Source organism: Klebsiella sp. OBRC7, from assembly GCF_000293135.1.
Classification (GTDB): domain Bacteria; phylum Pseudomonadota; class Gammaproteobacteria; order Enterobacterales; family Enterobacteriaceae; genus Klebsiella; species Klebsiella michiganensis.
Genome location: NZ_ALNJ01000108.1, coordinates 95,071 through 119,962 on the forward strand (window position 1 = coordinate 95,071; position 24,892 = coordinate 119,962).

Annotated in this window: 23 protein-coding genes; 10 read left to right on the plus strand and 13 right to left on the minus strand. The window is 56.2% G+C overall.

What is annotated here, in order from left to right:
* Positions 1–4: 4 nt before the first annotated feature.
* The 4 genes from maiA to HMPREF1144_RS22085 are packed head-to-tail and all read right to left on the minus strand — an operon-like array spanning position 5 to position 3,787.
* The gene (maiA, locus tag HMPREF1144_RS22070; protein ID WP_009654002.1) at positions 5–649 is read right to left on the minus strand and encodes a maleylacetoacetate isomerase; all 645 of its coding nucleotides are present in this window, start codon (positions 647–649) and stop codon (positions 5–7) included.
* An 8-nt stretch (positions 650–657) separates the two neighbouring features.
* Positions 658–1,356 (minus strand): fumarylacetoacetate hydrolase family protein, encoded by a 699-nt coding sequence (locus HMPREF1144_RS22075; RefSeq protein WP_004852650.1) that lies wholly within the window; start codon positions 1,354–1,356, stop codon positions 658–660.
* Positions 1,357–1,379: 23 nt separating this feature from the next.
* Positions 1,380–2,417: a gentisate 1,2-dioxygenase gene (gene gtdA / locus HMPREF1144_RS22080; RefSeq protein WP_004122841.1), complete on the minus strand. Its 1,038-nt coding sequence runs from the start codon at positions 2,415–2,417 to the stop codon at positions 1,380–1,382.
* Between the two features lie 11 nt (positions 2,418–2,428).
* Positions 2,429–3,787, minus strand: coding sequence for an MFS transporter (locus tag HMPREF1144_RS22085; protein WP_004852652.1), 1,359 nt, complete (start codon positions 3,785–3,787; stop codon positions 2,429–2,431).
* 126 nt (positions 3,788–3,913) lie between these two features.
* Here HMPREF1144_RS22085 and HMPREF1144_RS22090 point away from each other — a divergent pair, with 126 nt between their 5' ends.
* From HMPREF1144_RS22090 to sanA, 5 genes are all read left to right on the plus strand, one after another.
* Complete coding sequence (locus tag HMPREF1144_RS22090; protein WP_004852655.1) at positions 3,914–4,831, plus strand: LysR family transcriptional regulator; 918 nt, start codon at positions 3,914–3,916, stop codon at positions 4,829–4,831.
* 121 nt (positions 4,832–4,952) lie between these two features.
* Complete coding sequence (locus HMPREF1144_RS22095) at positions 4,953–5,351, plus strand: CidA/LrgA family protein (protein WP_004852656.1); 399 nt, start codon at positions 4,953–4,955, stop codon at positions 5,349–5,351.
* Positions 5,348–6,043: a CidB/LrgB family autolysis modulator gene (locus HMPREF1144_RS22100; protein WP_004852658.1), complete on the plus strand. Its 696-nt coding sequence runs from the start codon at positions 5,348–5,350 to the stop codon at positions 6,041–6,043. The genes HMPREF1144_RS22095 and HMPREF1144_RS22100 overlap by 4 nt, the downstream gene beginning before the upstream one ends.
* Before the next feature lie 127 nt (positions 6,044–6,170).
* Positions 6,171–7,055 (plus strand): cytidine deaminase, encoded by an 885-nt coding sequence (cdd, locus tag HMPREF1144_RS22105; protein WP_009653948.1) that lies wholly within the window; start codon positions 6,171–6,173, stop codon positions 7,053–7,055.
* A 124-nt stretch (positions 7,056–7,179) separates the two neighbouring features.
* On the plus strand, positions 7,180–7,896 hold the full coding sequence (sanA, locus tag HMPREF1144_RS22110) for an outer membrane permeability protein SanA (RefSeq protein ID WP_004852661.1): 717 nt from the start codon (positions 7,180–7,182) through the stop codon (positions 7,894–7,896).
* A gap of 191 nt (positions 7,897–8,087) precedes the next feature.
* Here the strand turns inward: sanA and mglC are convergent, their stop codons facing one another.
* The 6 genes from mglC to folE all read right to left on the minus strand — a co-directional run bounded on the left by mglC (position 8,088) and on the right by folE (position 15,060).
* Entirely contained in the window at positions 8,088–9,098 is a 1,011-nt protein-coding gene (gene mglC / locus HMPREF1144_RS22115; protein ID WP_004852662.1) for a galactose/methyl galactoside ABC transporter permease MglC, read from the minus strand.
* Between the two features lie 15 nt (positions 9,099–9,113).
* On the minus strand, positions 9,114–10,634 hold the full coding sequence (gene mglA / locus HMPREF1144_RS22120; protein ID WP_004852663.1) for a galactose/methyl galactoside ABC transporter ATP-binding protein MglA: 1,521 nt from the start codon (positions 10,632–10,634) through the stop codon (positions 9,114–9,116).
* Positions 10,635–10,753: 119 nt separating this feature from the next.
* Positions 10,754–11,752 carry a galactose/glucose ABC transporter substrate-binding protein MglB gene (mglB, locus tag HMPREF1144_RS22125; RefSeq protein WP_004852665.1) on the minus strand — a complete coding sequence of 333 codons (999 nt, stop codon included), beginning with the start codon at positions 11,750–11,752 and terminating at the stop codon, positions 10,754–10,756.
* A gap of 288 nt (positions 11,753–12,040) precedes the next feature.
* The gene (galS, locus tag HMPREF1144_RS22130; protein ID WP_004852667.1) at positions 12,041–13,063 is read right to left on the minus strand and encodes an HTH-type transcriptional regulator GalS; all 1,023 of its coding nucleotides are present in this window, start codon (positions 13,061–13,063) and stop codon (positions 12,041–12,043) included.
* Between the two features lie 155 nt (positions 13,064–13,218).
* Positions 13,219–14,376, minus strand: a complete 1,158-nt coding sequence (gene yeiB, locus HMPREF1144_RS22135) for a DUF418 domain-containing protein YeiB (protein ID WP_009654028.1) — start codon at positions 14,374–14,376, stop codon at positions 13,219–13,221.
* Positions 14,377–14,391: 15 nt separating this feature from the next.
* The gene (gene folE / locus HMPREF1144_RS22140) at positions 14,392–15,060 is read right to left on the minus strand and encodes a GTP cyclohydrolase I FolE (protein ID WP_004103895.1); all 669 of its coding nucleotides are present in this window, start codon (positions 15,058–15,060) and stop codon (positions 14,392–14,394) included.
* 368 nt (positions 15,061–15,428) lie between these two features.
* Between folE and fghA the strand changes: the two genes are divergently transcribed.
* Positions 15,429–16,265, plus strand: a complete 837-nt coding sequence (gene fghA, locus HMPREF1144_RS22145) for an S-formylglutathione hydrolase (RefSeq protein WP_009654005.1) — start codon at positions 15,429–15,431, stop codon at positions 16,263–16,265.
* A 294-nt stretch (positions 16,266–16,559) separates the two neighbouring features.
* Positions 16,560–16,718: a type I toxin-antitoxin system Hok family toxin gene (locus HMPREF1144_RS22150; protein ID WP_009653954.1), complete on the plus strand. Its 159-nt coding sequence runs from the start codon at positions 16,560–16,562 to the stop codon at positions 16,716–16,718.
* 106 nt (positions 16,719–16,824) lie between these two features.
* Here HMPREF1144_RS22150 and cirA read toward each other — a convergent pair whose 3' ends face one another.
* The 3 genes from cirA to yieE all read right to left on the minus strand — a co-directional run bounded on the left by cirA (position 16,825) and on the right by yieE (position 21,597).
* A complete protein-coding gene (gene cirA / locus HMPREF1144_RS22155) occupies positions 16,825–18,798 on the minus strand; it encodes a catecholate siderophore receptor CirA (RefSeq protein WP_004852679.1) in 1,974 nt (657 codons plus the stop codon).
* Between the two features lie 303 nt (positions 18,799–19,101).
* On the minus strand, positions 19,102–20,571 hold the full coding sequence (locus HMPREF1144_RS22160) for an amino acid permease (RefSeq protein WP_004852681.1): 1,470 nt from the start codon (positions 20,569–20,571) through the stop codon (positions 19,102–19,104).
* A gap of 159 nt (positions 20,572–20,730) precedes the next feature.
* A complete protein-coding gene (yieE, locus tag HMPREF1144_RS22165; RefSeq protein ID WP_009653952.1) occupies positions 20,731–21,597 on the minus strand; it encodes a DNA-binding transcriptional regulator YeiE in 867 nt (288 codons plus the stop codon).
* Between the two features lie 173 nt (positions 21,598–21,770).
* On the opposite strand from yieE, the gene HMPREF1144_RS22170 reads away from it, so the two are divergent.
* The 3 genes from HMPREF1144_RS22170 (at position 21,771) to HMPREF1144_RS22180 (ending at position 24,867) form a co-directional block, all read left to right on the plus strand.
* Positions 21,771–22,820 carry a YeiH family protein gene (locus tag HMPREF1144_RS22170; RefSeq protein ID WP_009654038.1) on the plus strand — a complete coding sequence of 350 codons (1,050 nt, stop codon included), beginning with the start codon at positions 21,771–21,773 and terminating at the stop codon, positions 22,818–22,820.
* Positions 22,821–22,916: 96 nt separating this feature from the next.
* Positions 22,917–23,774, plus strand: a complete 858-nt coding sequence (gene nfo / locus HMPREF1144_RS22175) for a deoxyribonuclease IV (RefSeq protein ID WP_004852686.1) — start codon at positions 22,917–22,919, stop codon at positions 23,772–23,774.
* A gap of 1 nt (position 23,775) precedes the next feature.
* A complete protein-coding gene (locus tag HMPREF1144_RS22180; protein ID WP_004852688.1) occupies positions 23,776–24,867 on the plus strand; it encodes a sugar kinase in 1,092 nt (363 codons plus the stop codon).
* Positions 24,868–24,892: the final 25 nt, after the last annotated feature.

The window sequence follows — 24,892 nt, forward strand, 5'->3', positions numbered from 1 at the left end:
CCTCCTAAGCCGGGATCTTATCTTGTTGGTTTTCCGGCGCGGCGGCGATAAACGCCGGTAGCCGGGTGCAGGCGTCATAGACCGCCTGGCAGCGCGGATAGTGGCTGAGATCGCAGCCCATTCTCAGCGCGTTGGCCCACTGCGGTACCAGACAGCAGTCTGCCAGAGTGGGCGCATCGCCCACGCAAAAATCGCCGGATTTCGCGTGGCGCAATAGCTGCTCGACGGCGCTGAATCCCTGCTGGATCCAGTGCGCATACCAGCGCTTTTTCTCCTCTTCGCTTACCTTCAGTTCGTCGCCAAGGTAGCGTAAAACGCGCATGTTATTTATTGGGTGAATATCGCAGGCGATGGCGTAAACAATCTCCAGGACCCGCATCCGCGCGCTGTCCTCCTGGGGAAGCAGCATCGGCTGCGGATAGTGCCGATCCAGCCAGTCGGCAATCGCCAGCGACTGGCCGAGAGATTCACCATCATCAGTAATCAACGTTGGCACCAGGCCAACCGGATTCAGCCGCCGGTATTCCAGCGCGTGCTGCTGACCAATGCGGATGTTGACGCCCACGCTCTGGTAATCGATGCCTTTCAGCGCCAGCGCGATGCGCACGCGGTAGGAGGCTGAGCTATTGAAAAAACTGTACAGCTTCATCATTCACCTCACACCACGCGCACGGCGATTGGCGTCAGTCCATCTACGTTGCCGGTGATGACATCGCCTTTCACCACCGCGCCGACGCCTTCCGGCGTGCCGGTAAAAATCAGATCGCCGGGCTGCAGCTCAAAGAAGCCGGAAAGATAGCTGATGGTTTCATTGACCGACCAGATCAGGTGGCGAATATCGCTGCGCTGATGATCTTCCCCGTTTACCTGCAGCCAAATTCCGGCCTGGTTCACCTCCGCCGTATCCGCTTTATGCAGCGGCGCAATCGGCGCGGAAAGGTCAAAAGCTTTGCCAATCTCCCACGGACGGCCCATCTGACGCATCTCCATCTGGCGATCGCGGCGGGTCATATCCAGCCCCGTGGCATAGCCCCAGATATACTCATGGGCCTGCGCCAGCGGGATATCGCTTCCCCGCTTGCCAATTGCCACCACCAGTTCAATTTCGTAGTGATAGTTGTCGGTTTGCGTCGGATACGGTAACTCCAGCGTCTCTCCCGCAGCGACGGGCACCACCGCATCGGCTGGCTTACAGAAGAAAAACGGCGGTTCGCGATCCGGGTCAAAGCCCATTTCACGCGCGTGGGCGGCGTAGTTGCGGCCCACGCAGTAAACGCGGCGTACCGGGAACTGCTCATCGCTGCCGACAACCGGAACGCTAATCGGGGCCTGGGGTGCAAAAACGTATTGAGTCATGATGGAATCCTTATTCTTCATTTTTAATAACGCGCTTCGCGGAACAGGCCGAGCGCTTCCTGCACGGGACGGTCCGAAAAGCTGAATAACACGGTATCTTCGGCAGAGTTAAAAGAGACGGCGTGCCAGGTCGGCACCACGAAGATATCTTTTGCCTGGAAAGTGAAGGTCTGTTCGCCAATGGTGACCTGGCCGCTGCCTTCCACCACGTGATAGATAGTGCTGTCGGTGGTTTTCGCCGCGCGTGAGGTAAACCCTTGCGGTAACAGCTGCAGGAAGGCGCCCATCGACGGCATCGGATAGCCGCCGGTAACCGGGTTGACGTAGCGCATCTTATAGCCGTCCCACTCGTCGGCATCGCCCATACGCGTCAGGTCGTGCAGCGCTTCGCGGCTGCGGTCGTAACGATAGTTAAAGATGGGCGAAGAGTTACCAACCTGATGGCGCAGCGGCAGCATATTGGCGGCGTAGCGCGGCAGGTAGTCTCCCTCTTTGCGGGTCACCGGCTGCTGATCTTCCGGGTAATCCTCAGCAAAAGCGCAGCCCAGATAGTTCACCAGCGGCAGGTCGAGGCCGTCGAGCCAGACCACCGGCTCATTGCCGGGATTGCCGTGATCGTGCCAGCGCCACTGCGGCGTCAGAATAAAGTCGCCGGCGCGCATGGCGGTGCGTTCGCCGTCGACGGCGGTAAACGCCCCCTCGCCTTCCACGACAAAGCGCAGCGCCGACTGGTTATGACGATGGCTCGGCGCCACCTCGCCGGGCATAATCAGCTGTAATCCGGCGTACAGCGATGAGGTAATCGATGACTGTCCGCGCAGCGCCGGGTTCTCCAGCACCAGCACGCGGCGTATCGCCTCTTTCGCGCCAATCAGCTCGCCGCTTTTCATCAGCAGCGGACGAATCTCCTGATAATTCCAGTAGGCCGGGGCGCAGGTGGCATTCGGCGTTTTCGGCACCAGGTGGTGCAGGGATTCCCAAAGCGGCGTCAGGTTTTGTCCGGAAATATGCTGATAGTACTGCTGACGGTCTTTATTGATTTCCATTGAAGATTGAGTCATGAGCGTTCTCCTTATTTATTCACGATGCCAGCAGAAGGCAACGCGGCAGGTACAGATGTTGGGTTGCGGACGGCAAGCGTCAGCAGGACAAGCATCACGGCGCTAACGACGGCCGGTACTGCGATAACAAAAAACAGGGTGTCAAAAGAGAAATTCATCGCCATCATCACGCCGCCGGAGAGCGAGCCGACGATGGCGCCGCAGCGGCCGACCGCGTTTGACCAGCTCACCCCGGTCGCGCGGCTTTGGGTGGGATACAGCGTAGCGGTTAGCGCATTCAGCCCCACCTGCGAGCCGCTGATGCCAATCCCGGTGCCGAAAATCGCCAGCGCCATCAGCCACAGGCCGTTCTCGCTCAGGCCAATCATGACGATACAGACCGCCCCCAGGCCGTAGCTCAGCGCCAGCACCCGATACGGGTTGTAGCGATCCATCAGCGCGCCGAGCAGCAGCGCGCCAAAGGTGCCGCCAATCTGGAAGGCGGCGGTGACCCACGAAGCGTGCTGTAAATCAATCCCGCGGTGGTTAAGCAGCGTCGGCATCCAGCTGGAGAGCAGATAGATAATCAGCAGGCTCATAAAGAACACCACCCATAGCATTAAGGTGATGGCCAGCTGGCGACCGGCGAACAGCTGGCTGATGCTGCCCTTCGCCCCTGCGGCAGGCTCATCAAGCCAGAAATGGGTATCGGTATAGCGTTCTCCGGTTATGGCACTAACGTTTTTGGCAATCACCGCTTGCGGGAGCTGGCGACGGATCTGCCAGCGCGGAGATTCGGGAAGCAGCGGTATCAGCGCCACCGCCAGCAGCAGCGGCAAAACGCCGCCCAGCACCAGAATACCGTGCCAGCCAATCAGCGGGACCAGCTGCGCGCTGACCACGCCGCCGAAGGCCGAGCCGAGGGTGAATCCACAAAACATCAGGGTCACCAGCGCCCCGCGCCGCCGGGCAGGCAGATATTCCGAGGTCATGGTAATGGTATTAGGCATCGCGCCGCCGAGGCCGAGACCGGTCAGAAAACGCAGGAACACCAGCATCTGTAGATCGGGGGCAAACGCGGAAAGCAGGCTGAACAGGCCGAACAGCGCGACGCAGAATTCAATCACCCGTTTGCGGCCAAAGCGGTCTGAGAGCGGACCGCAGAGCAGCGCCCCGGCGGTCAGGCCCAGCAGCCCTGCGCCAAATAGCGGCGCGAGGTCGCCGGCGGTGAGCTGCCAATGACTACGGATATCCGGGGCGATGAAACCAATCGCCGCCGTATCGAAACCATCAAGCATCACCACCAGGAAACAGCAGATAATCACGCGCCACTGCCGGGCGCCGACCGGCGCAGCGTTGAGGAGTTTTTGTAGTTCAAGTCGTTGAGTCATGATGATGCCTCAGAGCAGGTAGGGGTAGATGTTGTATTTATTTCTTTTATGTTGCGAGTTTGTAACTCTGGCGATGAAATGTACAATGGTATTTCGGGCATAGACATAACCTGGAGGTTATCGCTGATGGCAGACTGGACGCAGAAACTGAAGCTGCACCATTTACAGATGCTGGTGGCGCTGGGGGAGCAAGGCAATCTCACGCAGGTGGCGAAAATGATGAACATTACTCAGCCGGCCCTCTCCAAATGGCTCAGCCAGTTTGAAGACGAAGTCGGCATGGTTTTGTTCGAACGCCACAGCAAAGGCCTGCGCCCGACCGAAGGCGGAAAGCTGCTGCTTCAGCACGCCCAGCGGCTGATTAACGATATGTCGCGTTCGCAGTATGAAATCGAGCGTTTTAAACAGGGCGGACAGGTGGGCAGCCTGATGATCGGCTGTTCGCCGGTGGCGACCGACTGCGTCTCACAGGCAATTCTCGAACTGCTGAAAGAGATGCCGACCCTGCACCTGAATATCGAAGAAAAGGTCATGACGCCGCTGCTTAACGACCTGCTCGCCGGCGTGGTGGATGTCGTCGTCGGACGCGTCGGCGGACGGGCGCTGGAGCTGCCGCTGAGCTACCGGGTGCTCTACACCGAACCGGTCTGTTTTGTCGCCCGCCCCGATCACCCGCTGGCCCAGAAATCGCGATTAAGCTGGGCCGACCTCTCTCCGTGGCGCTGGATCGTCTGGCCCACCGGCACGCCAATTCGCCTGAGCATCGACAACGCGCTGGTGGATAACGGCGTGATGCTGCCGGAAAACACCATTGAGTCCGCCTCGATGAACGTCACCAGCAATCTGCTGCAGAGCAGCGATATGGTCTCGATTCTCTCATTGCGCCTGGCGCAGCGATACGCGGCCCAGCACCAGCTAGCGATTCTTAATTTGCCGCGCATTGAACAAAAAGGTAGCGTTGGGGTGTTCTGGCGAAAAAGTGAAGCGCCGTCGCTGGCGCTGAGCCGATTTCTCCATTGCCTGTCCCTGCAATCTTCACTCTGACCGCCGCCCGGTCCGGTGTTCACGGTCTCTATCGCAGGTATGCGCAGAATTCATGATGTGATCGGTAGCACATTTTTGGCTTTAATTGTATGATGAATGCGGTTCATCAAGGGTTATTACCATGAGTAAAACACTGATTATTATCTGGCAGTATCTGCGCGCTTTCGTGCTCATCTACGCCTGCCTGTATGCGGGCATTTTTCTCTCTTCGCTCCTGCCGATCGCGATTCCCGGCAGCATTATTGGCATGCTGATTCTGTTTTTTCTGCTGGCGCTGCAAATCTTGCCTGCTCAGTGGGTCAACCCCGGCTGCAACATCCTGATTCGCTATATGGCGCTGCTGTTTGTACCTATCGGCGTCGGCGTCATGCAGTACTGGGATTTACTGCGCGCGCAGTTTGGCCCGGTGGTGGTCTCCTGCGCGATAAGCACGCTGGTGGTCTTTTTAGTGGTCAGCTGGAGTTCACATCTGGTTCACGGTGAGCGCAAAGTGGTTGGGCAAAAAGGAAGTGAAAAATGATCCATGAAATCTGGTGGTCGCTGCCGTTAACCCTGGCCGTCTTTTTCCTTGCCCGCAGGCTGGCGGCACGGTTTAAATTTCCGCTGCTCAACCCGCTGCTGGTGGCGATGGTGGTGCTGATACCTTTTCTGCTGATTACCGGCATCTCCTACGAGCGCTATTTCCAGGGCAGCAAAATTCTTAACGACCTGCTGCAGCCGGCGGTGGTGGCGTTGGCCTTTCCTTTGTATGAGCAGCTGCACCAAATCCGCGCCCGCTGGAAGTCAATCATCACCATCTGCTTTATCGGCAGCGTGGTGGCGATGGTTACCGGCACTACCGTTGCCCTGATGATGGGCGCAACCCCGCAGATTGCCGCCTCTATTTTGCCGAAATCGGTGACGACGCCGATCGCCATGGCGGTGAGCAGCAGCATTGGCGGGATCCCGGCGATCAGCGCGGTATGCGTTATTTTCGTCGGCATACTCGGCGCGGTCTTTGGCCACACCCTGCTGAATGTGATGCGCATCCGCACCAAGGCCTCGCGCGGGCTGTCGATGGGTACCGCATCCCACGCCCTGGGGACCGCCCGCTGCGCTGAGCTCGACTATCAGGAAGGAGCGTTCAGCTCGCTGGCGCTGGTGCTTTGCGGGATTATTACCTCGCTGGTCGCGCCGTTTTTGTTTCCGCTCATTTTAGCTGTGGCGGGTTAAATGTGACTTGAATCACATTTTTAAATGCAACACGAATTAGTTGCAATGACAATGGGATGTTTATCACATATACAGGTTGTAACCACCCGTACACTAGATTTCCATTACATTGTTATGAGGCAAAGCCATGCACCCACGTTTTCAAGCTGTTCTTCCCCAACTGGCGGCGGACCTGCAAGCGGCCATCGCCCCGATGCTGGTCGACCCGCATTTCCCGGCCCTGCTGAATGCAGACCAGGTGGCAGCGCTGCAAAGCGCGACGGGGCTGGATGAAGACGCGCTGGCCTTTGCTTTGCTGCCGCTGGCGGCGGCCTGCGCGCGGGCCGATCTGTCGCATTTTAACGTTGGCGCGATTGCCCGCGGCATCAGCGGTACCTGGTACTTTGGCGGTAATATGGAATTTCTCGGCGCCACCATGCAGCAAACCGTGCACGCCGAACAAAGCGCCATCAGCCACGCCTGGCTGCGCGGCGAAAAATCCCTGCGGGCGATTACCGTGAACTACACACCCTGCGGCCACTGTCGTCAGTTTATGAACGAACTGAACAGCGGCCTGTCGCTGCGCATCCACCTCCCCGGGCGCGAAGCGCATTCGCTGCAGCACTATTTGCCGGACGCTTTCGGCCCGAAAGATCTGGACATTAAAACCCTGCTGATGGATGAGCAGGACCACGGCTTCCCGCTCAGCGGCGACGCGCTGGCTCAGGCGGCGATTCAGGCGGCCAACCGTTGCCATATGCCTTACAGCAACTCACCATCCGGCGTTGCGCTGGAGCTGAAAGACGGTACCCTTTTCGCCGGTAGCTATGCCGAAAACGCTGCCTTTAACCCGACGCTGCCCCCGCTGCAGGGGGCGCTGAATCTGCTGAGCCTCAACGGATACGATTACCCGGATATCCAGCGCGCGATCCTGGCCGAGAAGGCCGATGCGGCGCTTATCCAGTGGGACGCCACCGCGGCGACGCTGAAGGCGCTGGGCTGCCATAATATCGATCGCGTACTGTTAGGTTAGTCACATTCTGCGGGCCAGACGGCCCGCGCTGTTGAAAATCCCCGCAATTAAACGACGGTTTCTTGCGCTTGCCCGACGGGTAAAGTAGCCTGAAGCTTCCTTCATCCACTATTGAGCCAGGTTCATGTTAAAGCGTGTGTTGTACAGCCTGTTAGTCCTGTTCGGCTTGCTGCTGTTAACCGTGCTGGGTCTCGACCGCTGGATGAGCTGGAAAACCTCTCCCTATATTTACGATGAGCTACAGGACCTGCCCTACCGCCAGGTCGGCGTCGTGCTCGGTACCGCCAAGTACTACCGTACCGGGGTTATCAACCAATATTATCGTTACCGGATTCAGGGCGCGCTGAACGCCTACAACAGCGGTAAGGTGAACTACTTGCTGCTCAGCGGCGATAACGCGCTGCAAAGCTATAACGAGCCGATGACCATGCGCCGCGATTTGATTAAAGCTGGCGTCGATCCTGCGGATATTGTGCTGGACTATGCGGGTTTCCGTACGCTCGATTCGATTGTCCGCACCCGTAAAGTCTTCGATACTAACGACTTTATTATTATTACCCAACGCTTTCACTGCGAGCGTGCGCTGTTTATTGCCCTGCATATGGGGATTCAGGCGCAGTGCTACGCGGTGCCGTCGCCGAAGGATATGTGGAGCGTTCGCCTGCGCGAGTTCGGCGCCCGCTTCGGCGCGCTGGCGGATCTCTATATTTTTAAACGCGAACCGCGCTTTTTAGGCCCGCTGATCCCGATTCCCGCGCTGCAGGAAGTTCCCGACGGCGCGCAGTCCTATCCAGCGGTAACGCCGCAGCAGCTGCTGGAGCTGCAGAAAAAAGAGAAGTAAAGCCTCCATAAAGTGAGCGTAATAACTGACGTCTCACCAAGCTGGAATACTTTTCTGATTATGCTGTTGAGTATCTGGATATTGAGGATATATACCCTGAATAATTCGAGTTGCAGGAAGGCGGTAAATTGTCATCCAGAAAAAGCAAAAGGCAGACGCCTTAACTGACGCCTGCCTTCATTCAACAATCGTTACTTCTTCCGCGCATACTTCAGCGAATCCAGCGCCACGGCGAAGATGATAATCGCCCCTTTGATAATGTACTGCCAGTACGGGTTCACGCCGATATAGGTCAGACCGTAGTTGATGACGGTGAAGATAATCACCCCGGTCACCACGCCGAACACGGTGCCGACGCCGCCGCTGAACGATACGCCGCCGACCACGCAGGCGGCAATCGCATCCAGTTCATACATAAAGCCAAGGTTGTTGGTCGCCGAACCGATGCGTCCGGCTTCCAGCAGGCCGCCGAAGGCGTAGAACACGCCGGAGAGCGCATAAATCATCAGCAGGTTCAGAGCGACGTTGACGCCGGAAACCTTAGCCGCTTCCGGATTACCGCCGATAGCAAAAATGTTTTTACCAAAGCGGGTTTTGTTCCACAGGATCCATACGAAGAACACCGCAATCAGCGCATAGAAGGTAATATACGACAGGCGGAATGAGCCCAGCGCGATAAACCCCTGGGCAAACTGCGAGAAGTGGCTATCGAAGCCGGAAATCGGCGACGCGCCAACAAAGTCGTAATACAGGGAGTTGATACCGTAAACGATGATCATCGTGCCGAGGGTGGTGATAAACGGCGTCACGTTCAGGTAAGCGATGATAATACCGTTGATAAGACCAATAACCGCGCCGATCGCACATACCAGCAGGATAACCAGCGGGATCGGCATCGTAGCCATCTCCGGGAACACCTTATTGGCATTGTCCACCGCCTGGAGCATCGTGGCGGCGATAACCGCCGCCAGGCCGACCTGGCGTCCGGCTGAAAGGTCGGTTCCCTGGGTGACAATAAGACCGGCCACGCCGAGAGCGATAATAATACGCACCGAAGACTGGGTCAGAATATTACTTAAGTTCAGCAAACTTAAGAAAGTCGGATCCTGGAAAATAATAATGGCCAGCAATACTAAAAGAACCACGTAAATCCCACCTTCTTTCAAATAGGTGAGAAAACTCTTTTTATTTAACGCACTCATGAGGAGCCCCTGATCTTAAAGGTGCAACGACGCAAGACGGAGAATTTCGTTTTGCGTGGTGGTTTTAGTCTCAACAATTCCGGCAACAAGACCATTGCTCATTACCAGAATACGGTCAGTAATACCCAGCAACTCCGGCATCTCGGAGGAAATAATAATGATCCCTTTGTCTTTTTTTGCCAGCTCGGCGATCAGCTGATAAATTTCGAACTTCGCCCCAACGTCAATCCCGCGCGTGGGTTCATCGAGCATCAGAATTTCCGGCTGGGTTAATAGCCAGCGACCGATAATCACTTTTTGTTGGTTACCACCGGACAACGAACCAATTTGCGTGTGCTGCCCTGGGGTTTTCACGCGCATCGAATCAATCACCCATTGGGTATCGCTTTTCATGCGTGAATTATCCAGTAATCCGACCTTATTCTTGTATTTCTTAATATTGGAGATCAGCGAGTTAAAACCGATATCCAGGTAGGCATAAATTCCCGTCGAGCGTCGCTCTTCGGTCACCAGCGCAAAGCCGTGGTTGATGGCTTCATTGGCGCTATGGTTATTAATCTTCTTACCGTGCAACCTGATCGTCCCACCGGCCTTCTCGCGAATACCAAATAACGTCTCGACGATATCGGTACGTTTCGCGCCAACCAGTCCGGCAATCCCCAGGATTTCGCCTTTGTGCAGATCGAAAGAGACATCGCGAATCGACGGCTGGCGCAATGAGGTTAAATTGCGCACCTCGAGAATCACCTCACCCGGCTTATTTTCCTTGTTCGGAAAGCGCTGATTGAGGGAGCGACCGACCATCATCGCGATGATCTTATCCATATCCAGCCCTTCCAGCGGCTGGGTGGCGATCCACTGGCCGTCGCGCAGGATGGTAATTTCATCGCACAGCTGGAAGATCTCTTCCATTTTGTGGGAAATATAGACTATGCCGCAGCCGCGCTCTTTCAGCTTGCGGATAATTTTAAACAGATGGTTGACCTCTTTTTCGGTTAACGAAGAAGTCGGCTCATCCATAATCACAATTTTGGCGTTATAGGAAAATGCCTTCGCAATTTCAATCATCTGCATTTGCGATACCGATAGCGTGCCGACACGAGCGCGCGGGTCGATATCAATGTCCAGCTCATCGAAAATCGCTTTGGTATCACGATACATTTTGTCCTGATCGACAAACACGCCTTTGGTGGGATAACGGCCCAACCACATGTTGTCCATCACCGAACGTTGTAAGACCAGGTTTAATTCCTGATGAACCATTGAAATACCGTTTTCCAGGGCTTCTTTAGCCGAATGGAAATCGATCTCTTGTCCCTGAAAAAGAATACTGCCGGAATCTTTTTGATAGATCCCAAATAGGCATTTTAATAATGTTGATTTGCCCGCGCCGTTCTCCCCCATTAACGCGTGAATAGAGTGGGGACGAACCTTGAGGTTCACATTATCGAGAGCCTTGACGCCAGGAAACGATTTGTTGATATTGCTCATTTCCAACAAATATTCGCCTGACCGTTCGCTATTATTGCTGACCATAGTTATACCTGGCTGCGTGCGTGCATACCCCAGCCGACGAATTAACGACGAACAGGGACGGGTTCTGTATCAGGAATAATCGGGCGTACAAGCGCGCACGCCCGCAGCTTATTAAGCGATTACTTACCGATAAATTCGCTCAGATTGTCTTTATCAACGCCCACGTACGGTACGCGGACAATCTTATTTTCAATTTTCCAGTTAGTGCCGGCAGCCGGTTCTTTGCCATCGGCGAGATTTTTCGCCAGATCGAAGGTGGCTTTCGCCTGGTTGTTGGCATCGTTCAGTACGGTACCCGCCATAGCGCCGGATTTAACCAACGCTAACGCTTCCGGCAGCGCATCGACGCCGAATACCGGGATGCTGCTCTTATTGTGGGCCTTCAGCGCTTCTACCGCGCCCATGGCCATCGCATCGTTGTTAGCGATAACGACTTCAATTTTGTTGGCATTCGGGCCAGACAGCCAGGCATCCATCTTATCTTTCGCCTGAGCGGTGTCCCACATGGCGGTGTCTAACGCCAGCTGCTGGGTTTTGAAGCCCTTGTCGTTCAGCTCTTTAATGACGTAGGTGGTACGCGCTTCCGCATCCGGATGGCCCGGCTCGCCTTTCAGCAGAACAAACTGAATCTGGCCGTCTTTATTCAGATCCCAGTTCGGGTTCGCTTTCCAGTGCTTGGCAATCAGGTCACCCTGAATCACGCCGGACTCTTTTGAATCGGTACCGACGTAGTACGCTTTATCGTAACTATCCAGCGCCTTACGGGATGGCTCTTTGTTAAAGAACACCACCGGCACGTTCTGGCCACGGGCTTTATCGATGACCGTCCCCGCCGCCGCCGGGTCAACCAGGTTAATCGCCAGCGCCTTCACGCCTTTTGCCAGCAGTACGTCAATCTGATCGTTCTGCTTGGACTGGTCGTTTTGCGAGTCATTCATCAGCAGCTGAACATCCGGCGCTGATTTGCCATCTTTTTCAATTGCCTTACGCACCACCGACATAAAGTTGTCGTCGTACTTATAAATCGTCACGCCGATACGGGTATCTGCTGCGTGCGCCGCGGCGCCGAATAACATGCTGGCCATTACAGCAGACAGGGTTAACACCTTCTTATTCATGGAATCTCCGGTTTTATTATGCAGGGTCTTTGGTGTGAAAATGGCTGGCGAGCGTTACATTTATGTTACTGCACAGCGACATTCACGACTGTAATTCTGTCTTCCGTGTAGGGTAACGCTCCTGAAAAACGGCTTTATTCATCGTTTAACGCCGATTACTGCTGTAAAAGTGATTAATCACCGTGACATAGTATGTTCAGACTTGTAAACGCAGCAATCATAGCCAGCTTAATGTTAACAAACTGTGAAATCACTCACATATTGAAAGCGGTTACATCAGGCAGATAATTAGTTAGTGATCGGCCCCACAATTTGCCTCTGCGCCACCGAATGTCGGCGCACCAGCGTCGGCATAAAGCAGTGGCTGGCCTCACGATCCAGCGTCCCCCCCGCGCCCTGTAGCGCCAGCTCGGTCGCCAGTTTCGCCATCGACATAATCGGGTAGCGCACCGTCGTCAGCTGCGGGTCGGTGTAACGGGAAATGGGGATATCATCAAAACCGATCAGCGAAAGATGCTGCGGTACGGCAATGCCGTTATCTTTAAGCGTCGTGAGCGCGCCGGCCGCCATGCTGTCGTTATAGGCGAAGATCGCGGTCAGACCGAGGTTGCGCCCCAGTAGTTCGACCATCGCCGCCTCGCCGCCCTGCATATCAGGCGACCCGGACCCCACCCAGCTTTCGGGAGCGACAATGCCGTGTTCATGTAACGCCCTGAACCACCCTTCCCGCCGTAATTCATCATCTTCGATGCCGTGATTGGAAGAGAGGTAGCCGATGCGCTGGTGACCATGATTGAGCAGCATGCGGGTCGCCATCAGCGCGCCGCTGACGTTATCCAGTCCAACGCAGCGGTGGGCGTACCCCGGCACGATGCGGTTAATCAGCACCATTCCCGGCATATGCTCCATAAAATCCCCCAGCTCCGCGTCGCTCAGCGCCTTGGAATGGACGATCAGCGCTGAACAGCGCTGGCGAATCAGCACCTCAATGGCGTTACGCTCTTTTTCCGCTTCATGATAGCTATTGCCGATAAGCACATATTTCTGATGCTGCTGGGCGACGGTATCAACCGCTTTGACCAGCGCGCCAAAAAAGGCGTCCGACACGTCCATCACGACCACGCCGATGGTATCGCTGACCTGCGTCGCCAGCGCCTGCGCGTTGGCGTTCGGCCGATAGCCCAACAGCGTTACCGCCTTCATTACCGCTTCTCGCGTATCCGGGCTCACCAGCGCGCTGTTATTCAGCACGCGCGAAACCGTCGCGACGGAAACACCCGCCTGGCGGGCGACATCACGAATGGTGATCATACTCACCGACCTGTAGAGCATTGCAGTACGTCACACTCACCTCCTGTGTTCAGCAAGGAGACTATTCTGGCAGCGACGTGCCGTATGCTACGTGAGTGAGGTCACAGGGATGGAAACGGTTACATCCATTTTGTTAATGATTGTGATCCAGATCGTTATCTGGATGTATCTTTTAATGATGTCCCCGACGCACGCAGGGTGAATTGACGCCATAGCCACTCAACGGGCCCCTGGCGGAAATGACGTAGCCAAAACCACGAGAAGAGAAGATTAACCGTCCACACGGCCGGTACGAAGGCTAACAGCTGTAAGCGGTCATACTTCATAAACAGGTCGAAGCGGTAGAACAGGGTGGTACAAATCAGGGTCTGCAGTAGATAGTTGGTTAGCGCCATGCGCCCGACGCAGGCAATCGCCCCCACCAGACGACTCTGACATAGCTGCGGCCAGAAGCCCCAGGCCAGCGCCGCGTAGCCGATGGTTTGCAGCGGCGCGCCCAGCTCCCGCGGCGCCTGAAGCAAGAATGCGCACCAGCGATAGTCCCAGCCAAGATGCCACTGGGCAATAATCGAGGGCAAGTTGACCGCCAATCCGGCGGCAATCAGCAGCCCGCCGGTACGCCGATAGTGGCGAAGGCTGAACTGCCCTTTGAGCCAGCCGCTGCGCATCAGCGCGGCACCCATCAGCATCATGCCGGCCAGCTGCCAGCCGTACTGCGCGCCCAGCGCCAGCAGGTTATCCGACAGCATATCCGCACGATTGCTCACCGCTTCAAAGCCGCCTTTTAGCTTCCAGTACTGCTCGTACTGCAAATTTGCCGCGTCCGGCAGCCACGAGCGATTGGGCGTATTGCCGGAAATCAATCCCAGCAATAGCAGTACCGCCACGCCGATAACGTACAGCACCACGCCGGTATTAAACAGCGATTTGACATCGTGCGCGTCGCGCACCATCCGCCAGCCCACCAGCCCGACCAGCGCATAGGCCAGCAGAATATCGCCGTCCCAGAAAAACAGTCCGTGAATAAAGCCAAGCAGCGCCAGCAGCGTCAGGCGCGACTGGATCCAGCGCTTGCCGCGCGGCAGCAGAAGCTGAAGTCCGGCGCCAAACAGCAGGGCGAAGAGGGTCAGGAATTTGACCTGCGCCAGCAGATCGAGAATCGCCCAGGTCCAGGCGTCGCTGGCGGAAATGTTCCCGGACCATGCCGGGTTGAGGTAAGCGGCCTTCGGTAAACCGAAGGCGCTGATATTCAGTAGCAGGATACCGAGGATGGCGACGCCGCGGACAAAGTCCAGCGTGACATTTCTCTCCATGTACCCTGCTCCGTTTTAGTTGTGGTGACGTACGGCGCGCAGGAACTCCTGGCGGGTATTCTGGCTGGATTTAAACAGGCCGCCCAGCGACGTGGTGGTGGTGGCGCTGGTCGCATCGCGAATGCCGCGCGCTTTCACGCAGTAGTGCACCGCATCGATGGAAACCGCGACGTTGCTGGTCCCCAGCAGCGTTTGCAGCGCGGTGAGGATCTGCTGCGTCAGCCGCTCCTGCACCTGCGGACGCTGGGAGAAGAACTGCACGATACGGTTAATTTTCGACAGGCCAATAACCGAATCTTTCGGGATATAGGCCACCGTGGCTTTGCCGTCAATGGTCACAAAATGGTGTTCACAGGTGCTGGTCAGGGTGATATCGCGCACGGTCACCATTTCATCAACCTGCATCTTATTTTCGATGACGGTGATTTTTGGGAAACGTGCGTAGTCCAGTCCGGAGAAGATCTCATCGACGTACATTTTGGCGATGCGATGGGGGGTCTCCATCAGGCTGTCATCACTTAGATCAAGGTTTAACAGCTGCATAATCTCGGTCATGTGTCCGGCGATCAGACGCTTGCGAGTTTCATTATCAATTTCTTGTACTGGCGGACGCAGCGGCGTCTCCAGCCCACGAGCGACCAGCGCTTCATGAACGAGTATGGCTTCTTTACTCAGTGATGACATTTTTGTTCTCCTGCAGGTGTGGCGCTCTTTGCTCTTCTGAGGGCAAAGTTTGTATTCATTGTGCGTGAGGTGACGCACAGAATCCAGTAGCCGCATCGATAATTGTTGAAATTGGCGTCACCTCTCGTTCCACGCCGCCAGACCAGCGCACTACGATGCGTTACGCAACGCCCTGCTCACCTTGCCGCAACCAACCCAATCGCCGCCCCATAGCGCGACGCCTGCCGCTACGGCAAGGTCAGCATGTTGGTTAAAAGTTGCATTAATGATGCAATACGTTCCGAAAAGGAGGAAGTGAAAGTTACTCACGAGGCCATGAAATATCTGTATTATGGAAAATTACGCCTGAGACACTTAAGGAGCCCTGCATGGAACTGCTCGAAGAGCACCGCTGTTTTGAAGGTCGGCAGCAACGCTGGCGGCACGACTCCGCAACGCTGAACTGCGCAATGACCTTCAGCATCTTTTTACCGCCCACCAACGCGGACGCGCCGCCGCCGGTTCTCTACTGGCTCTCCGGCCTGACCTGCAATGATGAAAACTTCACCACCAAAGCGGGCGCACAGCGCGTCGCCACCGAACTGGGCATTGCGCTGGTGATGCCGGACACCAGTCCGCGCGGTGATAACGTTGCCGACGATAGCGCTTACGATCTGGGGAAAGGCGCTGGCTTTTATCTCAATGCCACCCAGGCGCCGTGGTCCGCGCATTTCCGCATGTACGATTACCTTCGCGACGAGCTACCGCAGCTGATTGCCCGCGAGTTTAATCTCAGCGGCCGCTGCGCCATCAGCGGGCATTCCATGGGCGGCCACGGCGCGCTGGTGATGGCGCTGAAGAATCCGGGCCGCTTCGTCAGCGTTTCCGCGTTCGCGCCTATCGTTAATCCGACCCAGGTTCCCTGGGGCAAAAAAGCGTTTACCGCCTATCTGGGAGCAGATGAAGCGGCCTGGCAGGCCTGGGACAGCTGCGCGTTAATGCAGGCCAGCAGCGAGTCAGATGCGATTCCAACCCTGATTGACCAGGGCGACAGCGATACATTCCTCGCCGAACAGCTGCAGCCGGCGGTGCTGGCGGAAACCGCGCGTCAGAAAAGCTGGCCGTTAACCCTGCGTATTCAGCCCGGTTACGATCACAGCTACTACTTTATCGCCTCATTTATTGAGGACCACCTGCGTTTCCATGCCCGGCACCTCTTCTCCTGATCCTTTCAATGCGTCGTGAATCACCTTCCCGGCGCATTGATACGCAAAATGCCTCAGCATCCAATAGTCATAAAAAGTAATATATACAGAGAGATAGTGTATTTTCCGTCGTCGGCGGGTATGATTTTTGGCGGCGCTTGAGGCTTTCGCCTCAGGGCAGGATTGAGTTTTACCGTTGTGCTGAGGCAGAAAGAAGAAAGCCCCGAAGGTAATGTAATCACCCACGAGGCTATCTGCATGCTTAGACAACATCAGGTTAGTCTCTTACCCGCCGAAAGGCAAGGAGAACAAACCATGAAGGTACCGCCTACCGCCCCGATCTGGTGTCTGCTCATCGTGTGTATCACGCTATTAGCGTTCACCCTGCTGGTAAGAAAATCGCTTTGCGAAATTCGCTACCGCGATACGAACAGGGAGGTGGCTGCTTTTATGGCTTACGAATCCGGTAAGTAGCAACCTGGAGCGGTGGGTTCGCCCGCCGCTTTTCCGTCTGGCTTCACCCTGAGCGCCTTTAGCGAGGGCTGGCAGGTTTCCCCGCCAGCCCTCTTTTATCGCCCGGTTAGAAGCGGTAATCGATGGCCATAAAGTAGCGGCGGCCTTCTTCTGTATAGCTATAGTCGTCGCGGCTCAGATCCTTATCGCCAACGTTGAGTACCCCGGAGCGCAGCTTGACGTTTTTGGTGACGTTCCAGGCCGCGCCGATATCAAACATGGTGTAGCCGCCGGGCGTTTTGCCCGTCGCGCTGACCGAACGCTGTTCGCCGGTATAGTTGGCGGTGACGTAGAAGGACCAGTCGTCCAGCGGTTTCCAGTCGAGGGTACCGTTAGCGGTATGGAACGGCAGCGTTTGCAGCGGTTTATCGCCGCCGTTGCTCAGGTCGCGGCCATCGTTATAGGTGTAGTTAACCGTCAGCTTCCATTCGTCACCGAACGGCACCTTCAATTCCGTTTCTACCCCTTTGATACGCGCCTTATTGACGTTGAAGTAGCGGAAGATCGGCACGCGTTTACCGTTCACCGTTTTCCAGCCGACAAAGTTCGGGTAGCCCGGCGCTTCACTGGCGCTGGAGGTACGCAGGATATCGATCATATCGTCAACGTTGTTCTGGAAGGTGGTGACGCTTCCTTCCACACCTTCAAGCCAGCCCTCTTCGCCGCGATAGTACAGACCCAGCTCGAAGCTTTCGCTGGTTTCCGGTTTCAGATCCGGGTTACCGATAATACTGCACGAGCCGCGGCAGGAGTTTGTGGTCCAGTCCGGGTTCAGCTGCAGCAGGGATGGCGCTTTAAATGCCGTCGCCCAGCCGCCCTTCACGGTCACGGCATCGGTGGCGTTATACACCAGATAAGCGCGCGGGCTCCAGTGATCGCCATAGGTCTGGTGATCGTCCATACGAATGCCAGTGGTCAAGGCCAGAGGTTCGATGATCCGCCATTCATCTTCGAGGAACAGCGCGTACTGGCTGGCGGAAGTGGATTGGCTGCCGCTGCTCAGATTGACCGGGTCTTTCAGTTTATCGTGACGCCATTCGCCGCCGAAGGTCAGCAGTTGGTTGATCATGCCCAGCGGCAGAACGTATTTGCCGTCCACCGAGTTACTCTCAGAGGTGATGGTCCCGGCCTGACCCGGATTTTTATTATCCACTTTCTCGCCGTAGAATTTCAGCTCGCTATTGCCGACATCCCAGCGGCCGTTGTGGCTCAGGGAGTAGTTCTGGCGCTCGAGGCGGTTGCGGTCAAGAGAGTCGGAATCCCGATCCTGGCGATCAAACCCGTAGCCTGCGGTCATGTCCTGATTATCGGTTGGCGTCCAGGCGAATTCGACGTTGCCGTCGCGGCTGGTGAAGCCTTCAATACGCGGCGTTTCGCCCGCTGCGTTGTTGGAAGCCTGCTGATCGTCCTTGGCGCGCTTCGCCAGGCTGCCGTAGGCTTTCATCCCCAGCACGCCGTCAATCAGCGGGCCGCTGGTAAAGAACTGACCGTTGTACGTATCGCCGCGATCGCGGTGTTCCTGAATGGTGGTATCCGCGCTGAGGGTGCCCGTCCACTGCTGACCGACTTTTTTGGTGATGATATTGACCACGCCGCCGAGGGCATCGGAACCATAGAGGGAAGACATCGGCCCGCGCACCACTTCGATACGCTCAATGGCATCAACCGGGATCCAGTTGAGATCAAAATCGTTGTGGCGGAAGACGGCGTTGCGCGAGTTAACGCGTTTGCCGTCAACGAGGATCAGCGTATAGCCGCTGCTGAGGCCGCGAATGCTCACCCCTTTGCGGTTATCCCCTTCGTTGGTGAGCTGCACGCCCGGCACTTCCCGCAGGACATCCTTCAGGTTTTGTACCGGTCTACGCTGCAGATCCTGTTGGGTGATAACGCTAATACTGGCGGGCGCATCTTTGACGCTCTGTTCAGTTGCCGCAGCGGTGACAACCAGCGTTTCTTCGTTAACGTCGGCGAGCGCCGGAAACGCCAGGGATACGACGGACGCGCATAATCCGGCCCGGACAAAAGGGTTTAGCCTGAACATTCCATATCTCCATGAGGTGTACAACAAAACAAACAAAAAAGGTTCTGCTCACAGGTACTGTCGGCATAGCGCTCTAACGGCGTATGCGCGCAATTTTTTACAGTAGATGTGGCTGGTCGCCCCTTGTCAGTCTGACCCTCTGCAAGATACGGGGATTGGCTTCATCCTGAATTTGGCGGAAATGATAAAGATAATGATTACAATTATCAATAAAATTATGAATAACTGTATCAACGTGTAAGAATCGCAGACATAAAAAAACCCTCTCGATGAGAGGGTTTTATCTTACGGTGTCAGCTGACCTTAGCTTTTAAAACGCTCCGGGAACTTCATTTCGCTGTAGCGCACAAAACGCGTGCCTTTCGCCAGCTTGTAACCAAACCAGATCACCAGGAACAGCGGAATGCCGATATAAGTTGCCGCCACACCGCCCCAGTCGATGGTATCTTTGAGGAACGCTTCGTAATTCTGGCCCAGGGTAATGATCAGGCACAGCACGAAAGCGAAGATTGGCCCCAGCGGGAAAAAGCCGGAACGATACGGCAAATCGTTGAGATCGTTCCCCTGCAGCACGTAGCCGCGACGGAAGCGATAGTGGCTAATGGCAATCCCCAGCCAGGCGATAAAGCCGGTCATGCCGGAGGTATTCAGCAGCCACAGGTAAACGGTCTGATTACCGAACATCGAGCTCAGAAAGCACAGCCCTGCAATCACCGTGGTGGCATACAGCGCATTACGCGGCACGCCGCCTTTGGACAGCTTAGAGAAAATACGCGGCGCTTTGCCATCGCAGGCCAGGGTGTAGAGCATGCGGGTGGACGCGTACATTCCGGAGTTACCCGCCGACAGTACCGCCGTCAGAATAACCGCGTTCATAATCGCCGCCGCCGACAGCAGCCCCGCGTGCTGGAAGACCAGCGTGAACGGGCTGACGGAAATATCTTTCACGTCGTTACGCAGCAGGCTCGGGTCGGTATACGGAATAATCAGGCTGATGATCAGGATGGCGAACACATAGAACAGCAGGATACGCCAGAACACCTGCCGCACGGCGCGCGGAATGTTCTTCTCCGGGTTTTCCGACTCGCCGGCCGCGATGCCGATAAGCTCGGTTCCCTGGAACGAGAAGCCGACAATCATCGCCACGCCAATCATCGCCGCAAAGCCGCCGGCAAACGGCGCATCGTCGACAACCCAGTTGCTCCAGCCCGCAGGCTGTGCGCCTTTAAAGATGCCAAAGATCATCATCACGCCGACAATAATAAAGATGATGACGGTGGCCACTTTGATCAGCGAGAACCAGTATTCCGCTTCGCCAAAGCCTTTTACCGAGATCCAGTTCAGCAGGAACATGATGCCGAGGAACAGCGCGCTCCAGACCCAGCCGGGTGCATCGGGGAACCAGTAGGTCATCACCAGCTGAGCGGCAACGAGGTCAACGGCGATGGTCACCGCCCAGTTGTACCAGTAGTTCCAGCCCAGCGCGAAGCCAAAGCCTTCCTCAACGTAATTCTGCCCGTAGGTGGCAAAAGAGCCGGACACCGGCATAAACGCCGCCAGCTCGCCGAGGCTGGTCATCAGGAAATAAACCATCAGGCCGATGAGAATATAAGAGAGCAGCGCCCCGCCAGGGCCCGCCTGAGAAATCGTTGCGCCAGAGGCAACAAAAAGACCTGTACCTATGGAACCGCCAATCGCGATCATGGTCAAGTGGCGCGCCTTCAGTTCACGACGTAAACCGGGCGCTTCTGTGGTTTTAGTATCCGAAACCATGTGAAAATGCTATCCATCCAAAAAACGAGGCGAGATTGTAGCAGAGTGTCTGTGATCCATCCGATACAATTGCAAAGTTATAAGAGAGCTTCATGATCGAGCATGGATTATTAGTAAAGCATGAAATCCCGAAAACGCCAGCGCGCGTGGCGTCCGCTTTTACACGTCGCAATAATGCAGAAATCGCTGTAATGCCTTGGAAATATGTTTCTGCCGGTGATGAATGCGCCACAAGGTACGGGTTAAACGCGGCAGCGGGATCGCCAGCTCTACCAAAGACCCCACTTCAAGCTGCTCCGCCACCACGCGTCGCGACAGGCAGCTAATGCCTAAACCATGGCGCACAGCGTGCTTGATGGCTTCCGAGTTGCCCAGTTCCATCCCCAGATGAAACGCCGGTAAATGCGAGAGTAATAAATAGTCGACGATTTCCCGGGTCCCGGAGCCGTGCTCGCGTAAAATCCACGGCGCTTCCGCCAGCCGTTGCAGCGTCACCTCCCCTTCGAGGAGCGGCGAATCCGGCGCGGCAAAGACCACCAGCTCATCTTCCAGCCAGGGTTCGGCAATAATATCCGCGGCGTGACAGGGACCTTCAATCAGCCCGATATCCACGCGCAGATCGGCCACCGCATTGATCACGTCCTGGCTATTGCCTACGCTCAGCTCCAGCGGTAAATCCGGCAGATCGCGTCGATAGCGCGCAATAATTTCCGGCAGAATATAGTTGCCGATGGTGCTGCTGGCGTAGACGCGGATCGCGCCGTTGTCGCCGCGAAACAGCTGTTCTATCTCCAGCGCCCGCTCCAGCAGCGCCAGCGCCCGCGGATAAAGCAGCCTGCCGTGCTCGTTGACCACCAGCCTTTTCCCTACGCGATCAAATAGCTGCACGCCCAGCTGCCCTTCGAGATCGGTCAGCGCCGCGCTAACCGCCGACTGGGAAAGCGCCAGCATTTGCGATGCCTGCGTCGTCGAACCGCTTTTTAATACTTCAGCAAAAACTTCCAGCTGCCTTAGCGTGATATGCATGTTTTTTCCTGCCTTTATAGACGACTCGCGATCCGCGGCGTGAGGCTGAGGCCCATCGTTCTCAAACCGCGAAACCGCGTGTTTACCACTTATTTCGATTAATTATAAATATATAATCAATTTTATATTTAAACCAGCGGGTCGTATGCTTTTCCCAGACAAAGGAGAAGGTTATGACAGCACTCACTTTACCGACTAAACATCGCCCATTGCGGCACTTTGCACCTGGACTGGCGCTCACCGCCCTGCTCACCGGCGCAGCGCTGTGGGCCGGTAGTTATCCGGCTATCGCCGGCGCGGGCTTCAGCGCCCTCACGCTGGCTATCTTATTCGGCATGGTCATCGGTAACACGGTTTACCCGAAAATCTGGCAGCCCTGCGACGGCGGCGTGATCTTTGCCAAGCAGCACCTGCTGCGTCTCGGCATCATTTTATACGGCTTTCGCCTGACGTTCGCCCAGATTGCCGACGTCGGCGTAGGCGGTATCGTCATTGACGCGCTGACACTTTCCAGCACCTTTTTTATCGCCTGCTTTCTTGGGCAAAAGGTTTTCGGCCTGGATAAACATACCAGTTGGCTGATTGGCGCCGGCAGCAGCATCTGCGGCGCCGCAGCGGTGCTGGCGACCGAACCGGTCGTCAAAGCGGAAGCCAGCAAAGTGACGGTTGCCGTCGCCACGGTGGTCATTTTCGGCACCATTGCCATCTTCCTGTACCCGGCGATTTACCCCTTCCTGGCGCACTGGTTTACGCCGGAAGCCTACGGCATTTATATGGGTTCGACGATGCATGAGGTTGCTCAGGTTGTCGCGGCAGGCCACGCGGTGGGTCCGGAGGCGGAAAACGCGGCGGTGATTGCAAAAATGCTGCGCGTGATGATGCTGGCTCCGTTCCTGCTGTTCCTCGCCGCGCGCGTGAAGCAATTAGCCCCGGCCAACGGCGGTGAGAAAAGTAAAATCACCATTCCGTGGTTTGCGATCCTGTTTATTCTGGTGGCGGTGTTTAACTCCTTCCACCTGCTGCCGAAAGCGGTTGTCGATATGCTGGTCACGCTGGATACCGTACTGCTGGCGATGGCGATGGCCGCCCTCGGCCTGACCACCCACGTCAGCGCGCTGAAAAAAGCCGGCGCCAAACCGCTGCTGATGGCGCTGATGCTCTTCGTCTGGCTGATTGTCGGCGGCGGCGCGATTAACCTGGCCATTCATAGCCTGATGGCCTGAAGCCCCTCGCAACTCAGGTTGTATTAAGGATGATGTAACTCTCCGGCTAAGCCGCTATCATTACCCTCCCCCCAGCGGCTTAACTGGAGTTTTTTTATGAAATATATTGGAGCGCACGTCAGCGCCTCCGGCGGTGTAGCCAACGCCGCCATTCGCGCAGCCGAAATCGGCGCGACCGCATTTGCCCTCTTTACCAAAAACCAGCGCCAGTGGCGCGCCGCCCCTCTGAGCGACGAAACCATTGCTGAATTTAAAGCCGCCTGCGAAAAGTACCAGTTCGGTCCGGGGCAAATTCTGCCGCACGACAGCTATCTGATTAACCTCGGTCATCCGGTGGAGGACGCGCTGGAAAAATCCCGCGATGCCTTTATTGATGAACTCTCCCGCTGCCAGCAGCTCGGCCTGACGCTGCTGAATTTCCATCCGGGTAGCCATCTGCAGCAAATCCCGGAAGACGAATGTCTGGCGCGTATCGCCGAATCGATCAATATCGCGCTGGCAAAAACCGAAGGCGTCACGGCGGTCATTGAAAACACCGCTGGCCAGGGTAGTAACCTGGGCTTTAAGTTTGAGCATCTGGCGGCCATCATCGACGGTGTGGAAGATAAATCACGCGTCGGGGTGTGCATTGATACCTGTCACGCCTTCGCCGCCGGCTACGATCTGCGCAGCGCCGAAGAGTGTGAAAAAACCTTCGCTGATTTCGAACGGATTGTCGGTTTTCAGTATCTGCGCGGTATGCACCTGAACGATGCGAAAAGCGCGTTCGCCAGCCGCGTTGACCGTCACCACAGCCTGGGTGAAGGCAATATCGGCCATGATGCTTTCCGCTGGATTATGCAGGACAGCCGCTTTGACGGTATCCCGCTGATTCTGGAAACGATCAATCCTGATATCTGGGCGGAAGAGATCGCCTGGCTGCGGGCTCAGCAAACGGAAGAGGCTACGGTCTGATATGAACGACAGGGAAAAGCAGATCCTCAAAATTTTGCGGCGCAATCCGCTGATTCAGCAGCATGAAATTGCCGATATTCTGCAGATTAGCCGCTCCCGCGTGGCCGCGCACATTATGGACCTCACGCGTAAAGGGGCCATCAAGGGCAAAGGCTACATCCTTACCGAGCAGGAGTACTGCGTCTCTCTGGGCGCGGTGAATATGGATATCCGCGGAATTGCCGATATCCATTATCCTCAACCGGTGTCAAACCCGGGTAATATCCAGTGCTCCGCTGGCGGCGTGGCGCGAAATATCGCGCATAACCTGGCGCTGCTGGGCCGCGATGTGCATTTGATTTCCGCCGTCGGCAGCGACTTTTACGGCGAAACGCTGCTGGAGCAAACCCGCCAGGCGGGCGTTAACGTGCAGAGCTGTATCCGCCTGCACGGCCATAATACCGCCACCTATCTCTCCATCGCCAACCCGCGGGAAGAGACGGTGCTGGCGATTAACGATACGCATATTTTACAGTCGCTCACGCCGCAGCTGCTGAATCAGTATCGGGACCTGCTGACGCATGCCGGCGTCGTTCTGGTCGATTGTAATTTGACGGAGCAGTCGCTGGAGTGGGTATTTACCCTGGCTAACGGCATTCCGGTATTCGTTGATACCGTGTCCGAGTTTAAAGCGCACCGCATTCGCCCATGGCTGGGGAAGATCCACACCCTCAAACCCACGCTGCGCGAACTGCAGATCCTCTGGGGAGAACCCATTGAAAACGAGGCGGATCGCGATCGGGCGCTAGCATGGCTGCACGAAAGGGGTACTCAGCGGGTGGTGATTTGCTCGGAAGACGACGCTGTTTTCTGTAGCGAAGCAGGGGGTGAACGCTTCCGGATGAGTCTGCCGGACCATACAACGATAGACAGCTTCGGCGCCGACGATGCGCTAATGGCCGGGCTACTTTATAGCTATCTCGACGGCAGCGACTTTAAAGAGAGCGCCGCTTTCGCCATGGCCTGCACCGCCATCACCCGCGCCAGCGACAGCATCAACAACCCTTCTTTATCCGTCGATAACGCGCTCAATTTACTTCCCGGCGTCGCGTAGCACGCACCGCAGGCGCGGTGCGTGC

Excerpts from the sequence above, each read along its gene's own strand:
- maiA (WP_009654002.1), bottom strand. The coding sequence starts at position 649 with ATGAAGCTGTACAGTTTTTTCAATAGCTCAGCCTCCTACCGCGTGCGC.
- HMPREF1144_RS22075 (WP_004852650.1), bottom strand. The coding sequence starts at position 1,356 with ATGACTCAATACGTTTTTGCACCCCAGGCCCCGATTAGCGTTCCGGTT.
- gtdA (WP_004122841.1), bottom strand. The coding sequence starts at position 2,417 with ATGACTCAATCTTCAATGGAAATCAATAAAGACCGTCAGCAGTACTAT.
- HMPREF1144_RS22085 (WP_004852652.1), bottom strand. The coding sequence starts at position 3,787 with ATGACTCAACGACTTGAACTACAAAAACTCCTCAACGCTGCGCCGGTC.
- HMPREF1144_RS22090 (WP_004852655.1), top strand. The coding sequence starts at position 3,914 with ATGGCAGACTGGACGCAGAAACTGAAGCTGCACCATTTACAGATGCTG.
- HMPREF1144_RS22095 (WP_004852656.1), top strand. The coding sequence starts at position 4,953 with ATGAGTAAAACACTGATTATTATCTGGCAGTATCTGCGCGCTTTCGTG.
- HMPREF1144_RS22100 (WP_004852658.1), top strand. The coding sequence starts at position 5,348 with ATGATCCATGAAATCTGGTGGTCGCTGCCGTTAACCCTGGCCGTCTTT.
- cdd (WP_009653948.1), top strand. The coding sequence starts at position 6,171 with ATGCACCCACGTTTTCAAGCTGTTCTTCCCCAACTGGCGGCGGACCTG.
- sanA (WP_004852661.1), top strand. The coding sequence starts at position 7,180 with ATGTTAAAGCGTGTGTTGTACAGCCTGTTAGTCCTGTTCGGCTTGCTG.
- mglC (WP_004852662.1), bottom strand. The coding sequence starts at position 9,098 with ATGAGTGCGTTAAATAAAAAGAGTTTTCTCACCTATTTGAAAGAAGGT.
- mglA (WP_004852663.1), bottom strand. The coding sequence starts at position 10,634 with ATGGTCAGCAATAATAGCGAACGGTCAGGCGAATATTTGTTGGAAATG.
- mglB (WP_004852665.1), bottom strand. The coding sequence starts at position 11,752 with ATGAATAAGAAGGTGTTAACCCTGTCTGCTGTAATGGCCAGCATGTTA.
- galS (WP_004852667.1), bottom strand. The coding sequence starts at position 13,063 with ATGATCACCATTCGTGATGTCGCCCGCCAGGCGGGTGTTTCCGTCGCG.
- yeiB (WP_009654028.1), bottom strand. The coding sequence starts at position 14,376 with ATGGAGAGAAATGTCACGCTGGACTTTGTCCGCGGCGTCGCCATCCTC.
- folE (WP_004103895.1), bottom strand. The coding sequence starts at position 15,060 with ATGTCATCACTGAGTAAAGAAGCCATACTCGTTCATGAAGCGCTGGTC.
- fghA (WP_009654005.1), top strand. The coding sequence starts at position 15,429 with ATGGAACTGCTCGAAGAGCACCGCTGTTTTGAAGGTCGGCAGCAACGC.
- HMPREF1144_RS22150 (WP_009653954.1), top strand. The coding sequence starts at position 16,560 with ATGAAGGTACCGCCTACCGCCCCGATCTGGTGTCTGCTCATCGTGTGT.
- cirA (WP_004852679.1), bottom strand. The coding sequence starts at position 18,798 with ATGTTCAGGCTAAACCCTTTTGTCCGGGCCGGATTATGCGCGTCCGTC.
- HMPREF1144_RS22160 (WP_004852681.1), bottom strand. The coding sequence starts at position 20,571 with ATGGTTTCGGATACTAAAACCACAGAAGCGCCCGGTTTACGTCGTGAA.
- yieE (WP_009653952.1), bottom strand. The coding sequence starts at position 21,597 with ATGCATATCACGCTAAGGCAGCTGGAAGTTTTTGCTGAAGTATTAAAA.
- HMPREF1144_RS22170 (WP_009654038.1), top strand. The coding sequence starts at position 21,771 with ATGACAGCACTCACTTTACCGACTAAACATCGCCCATTGCGGCACTTT.
- nfo (WP_004852686.1), top strand. The coding sequence starts at position 22,917 with ATGAAATATATTGGAGCGCACGTCAGCGCCTCCGGCGGTGTAGCCAAC.
- HMPREF1144_RS22180 (WP_004852688.1), top strand. The coding sequence starts at position 23,776 with ATGAACGACAGGGAAAAGCAGATCCTCAAAATTTTGCGGCGCAATCCG.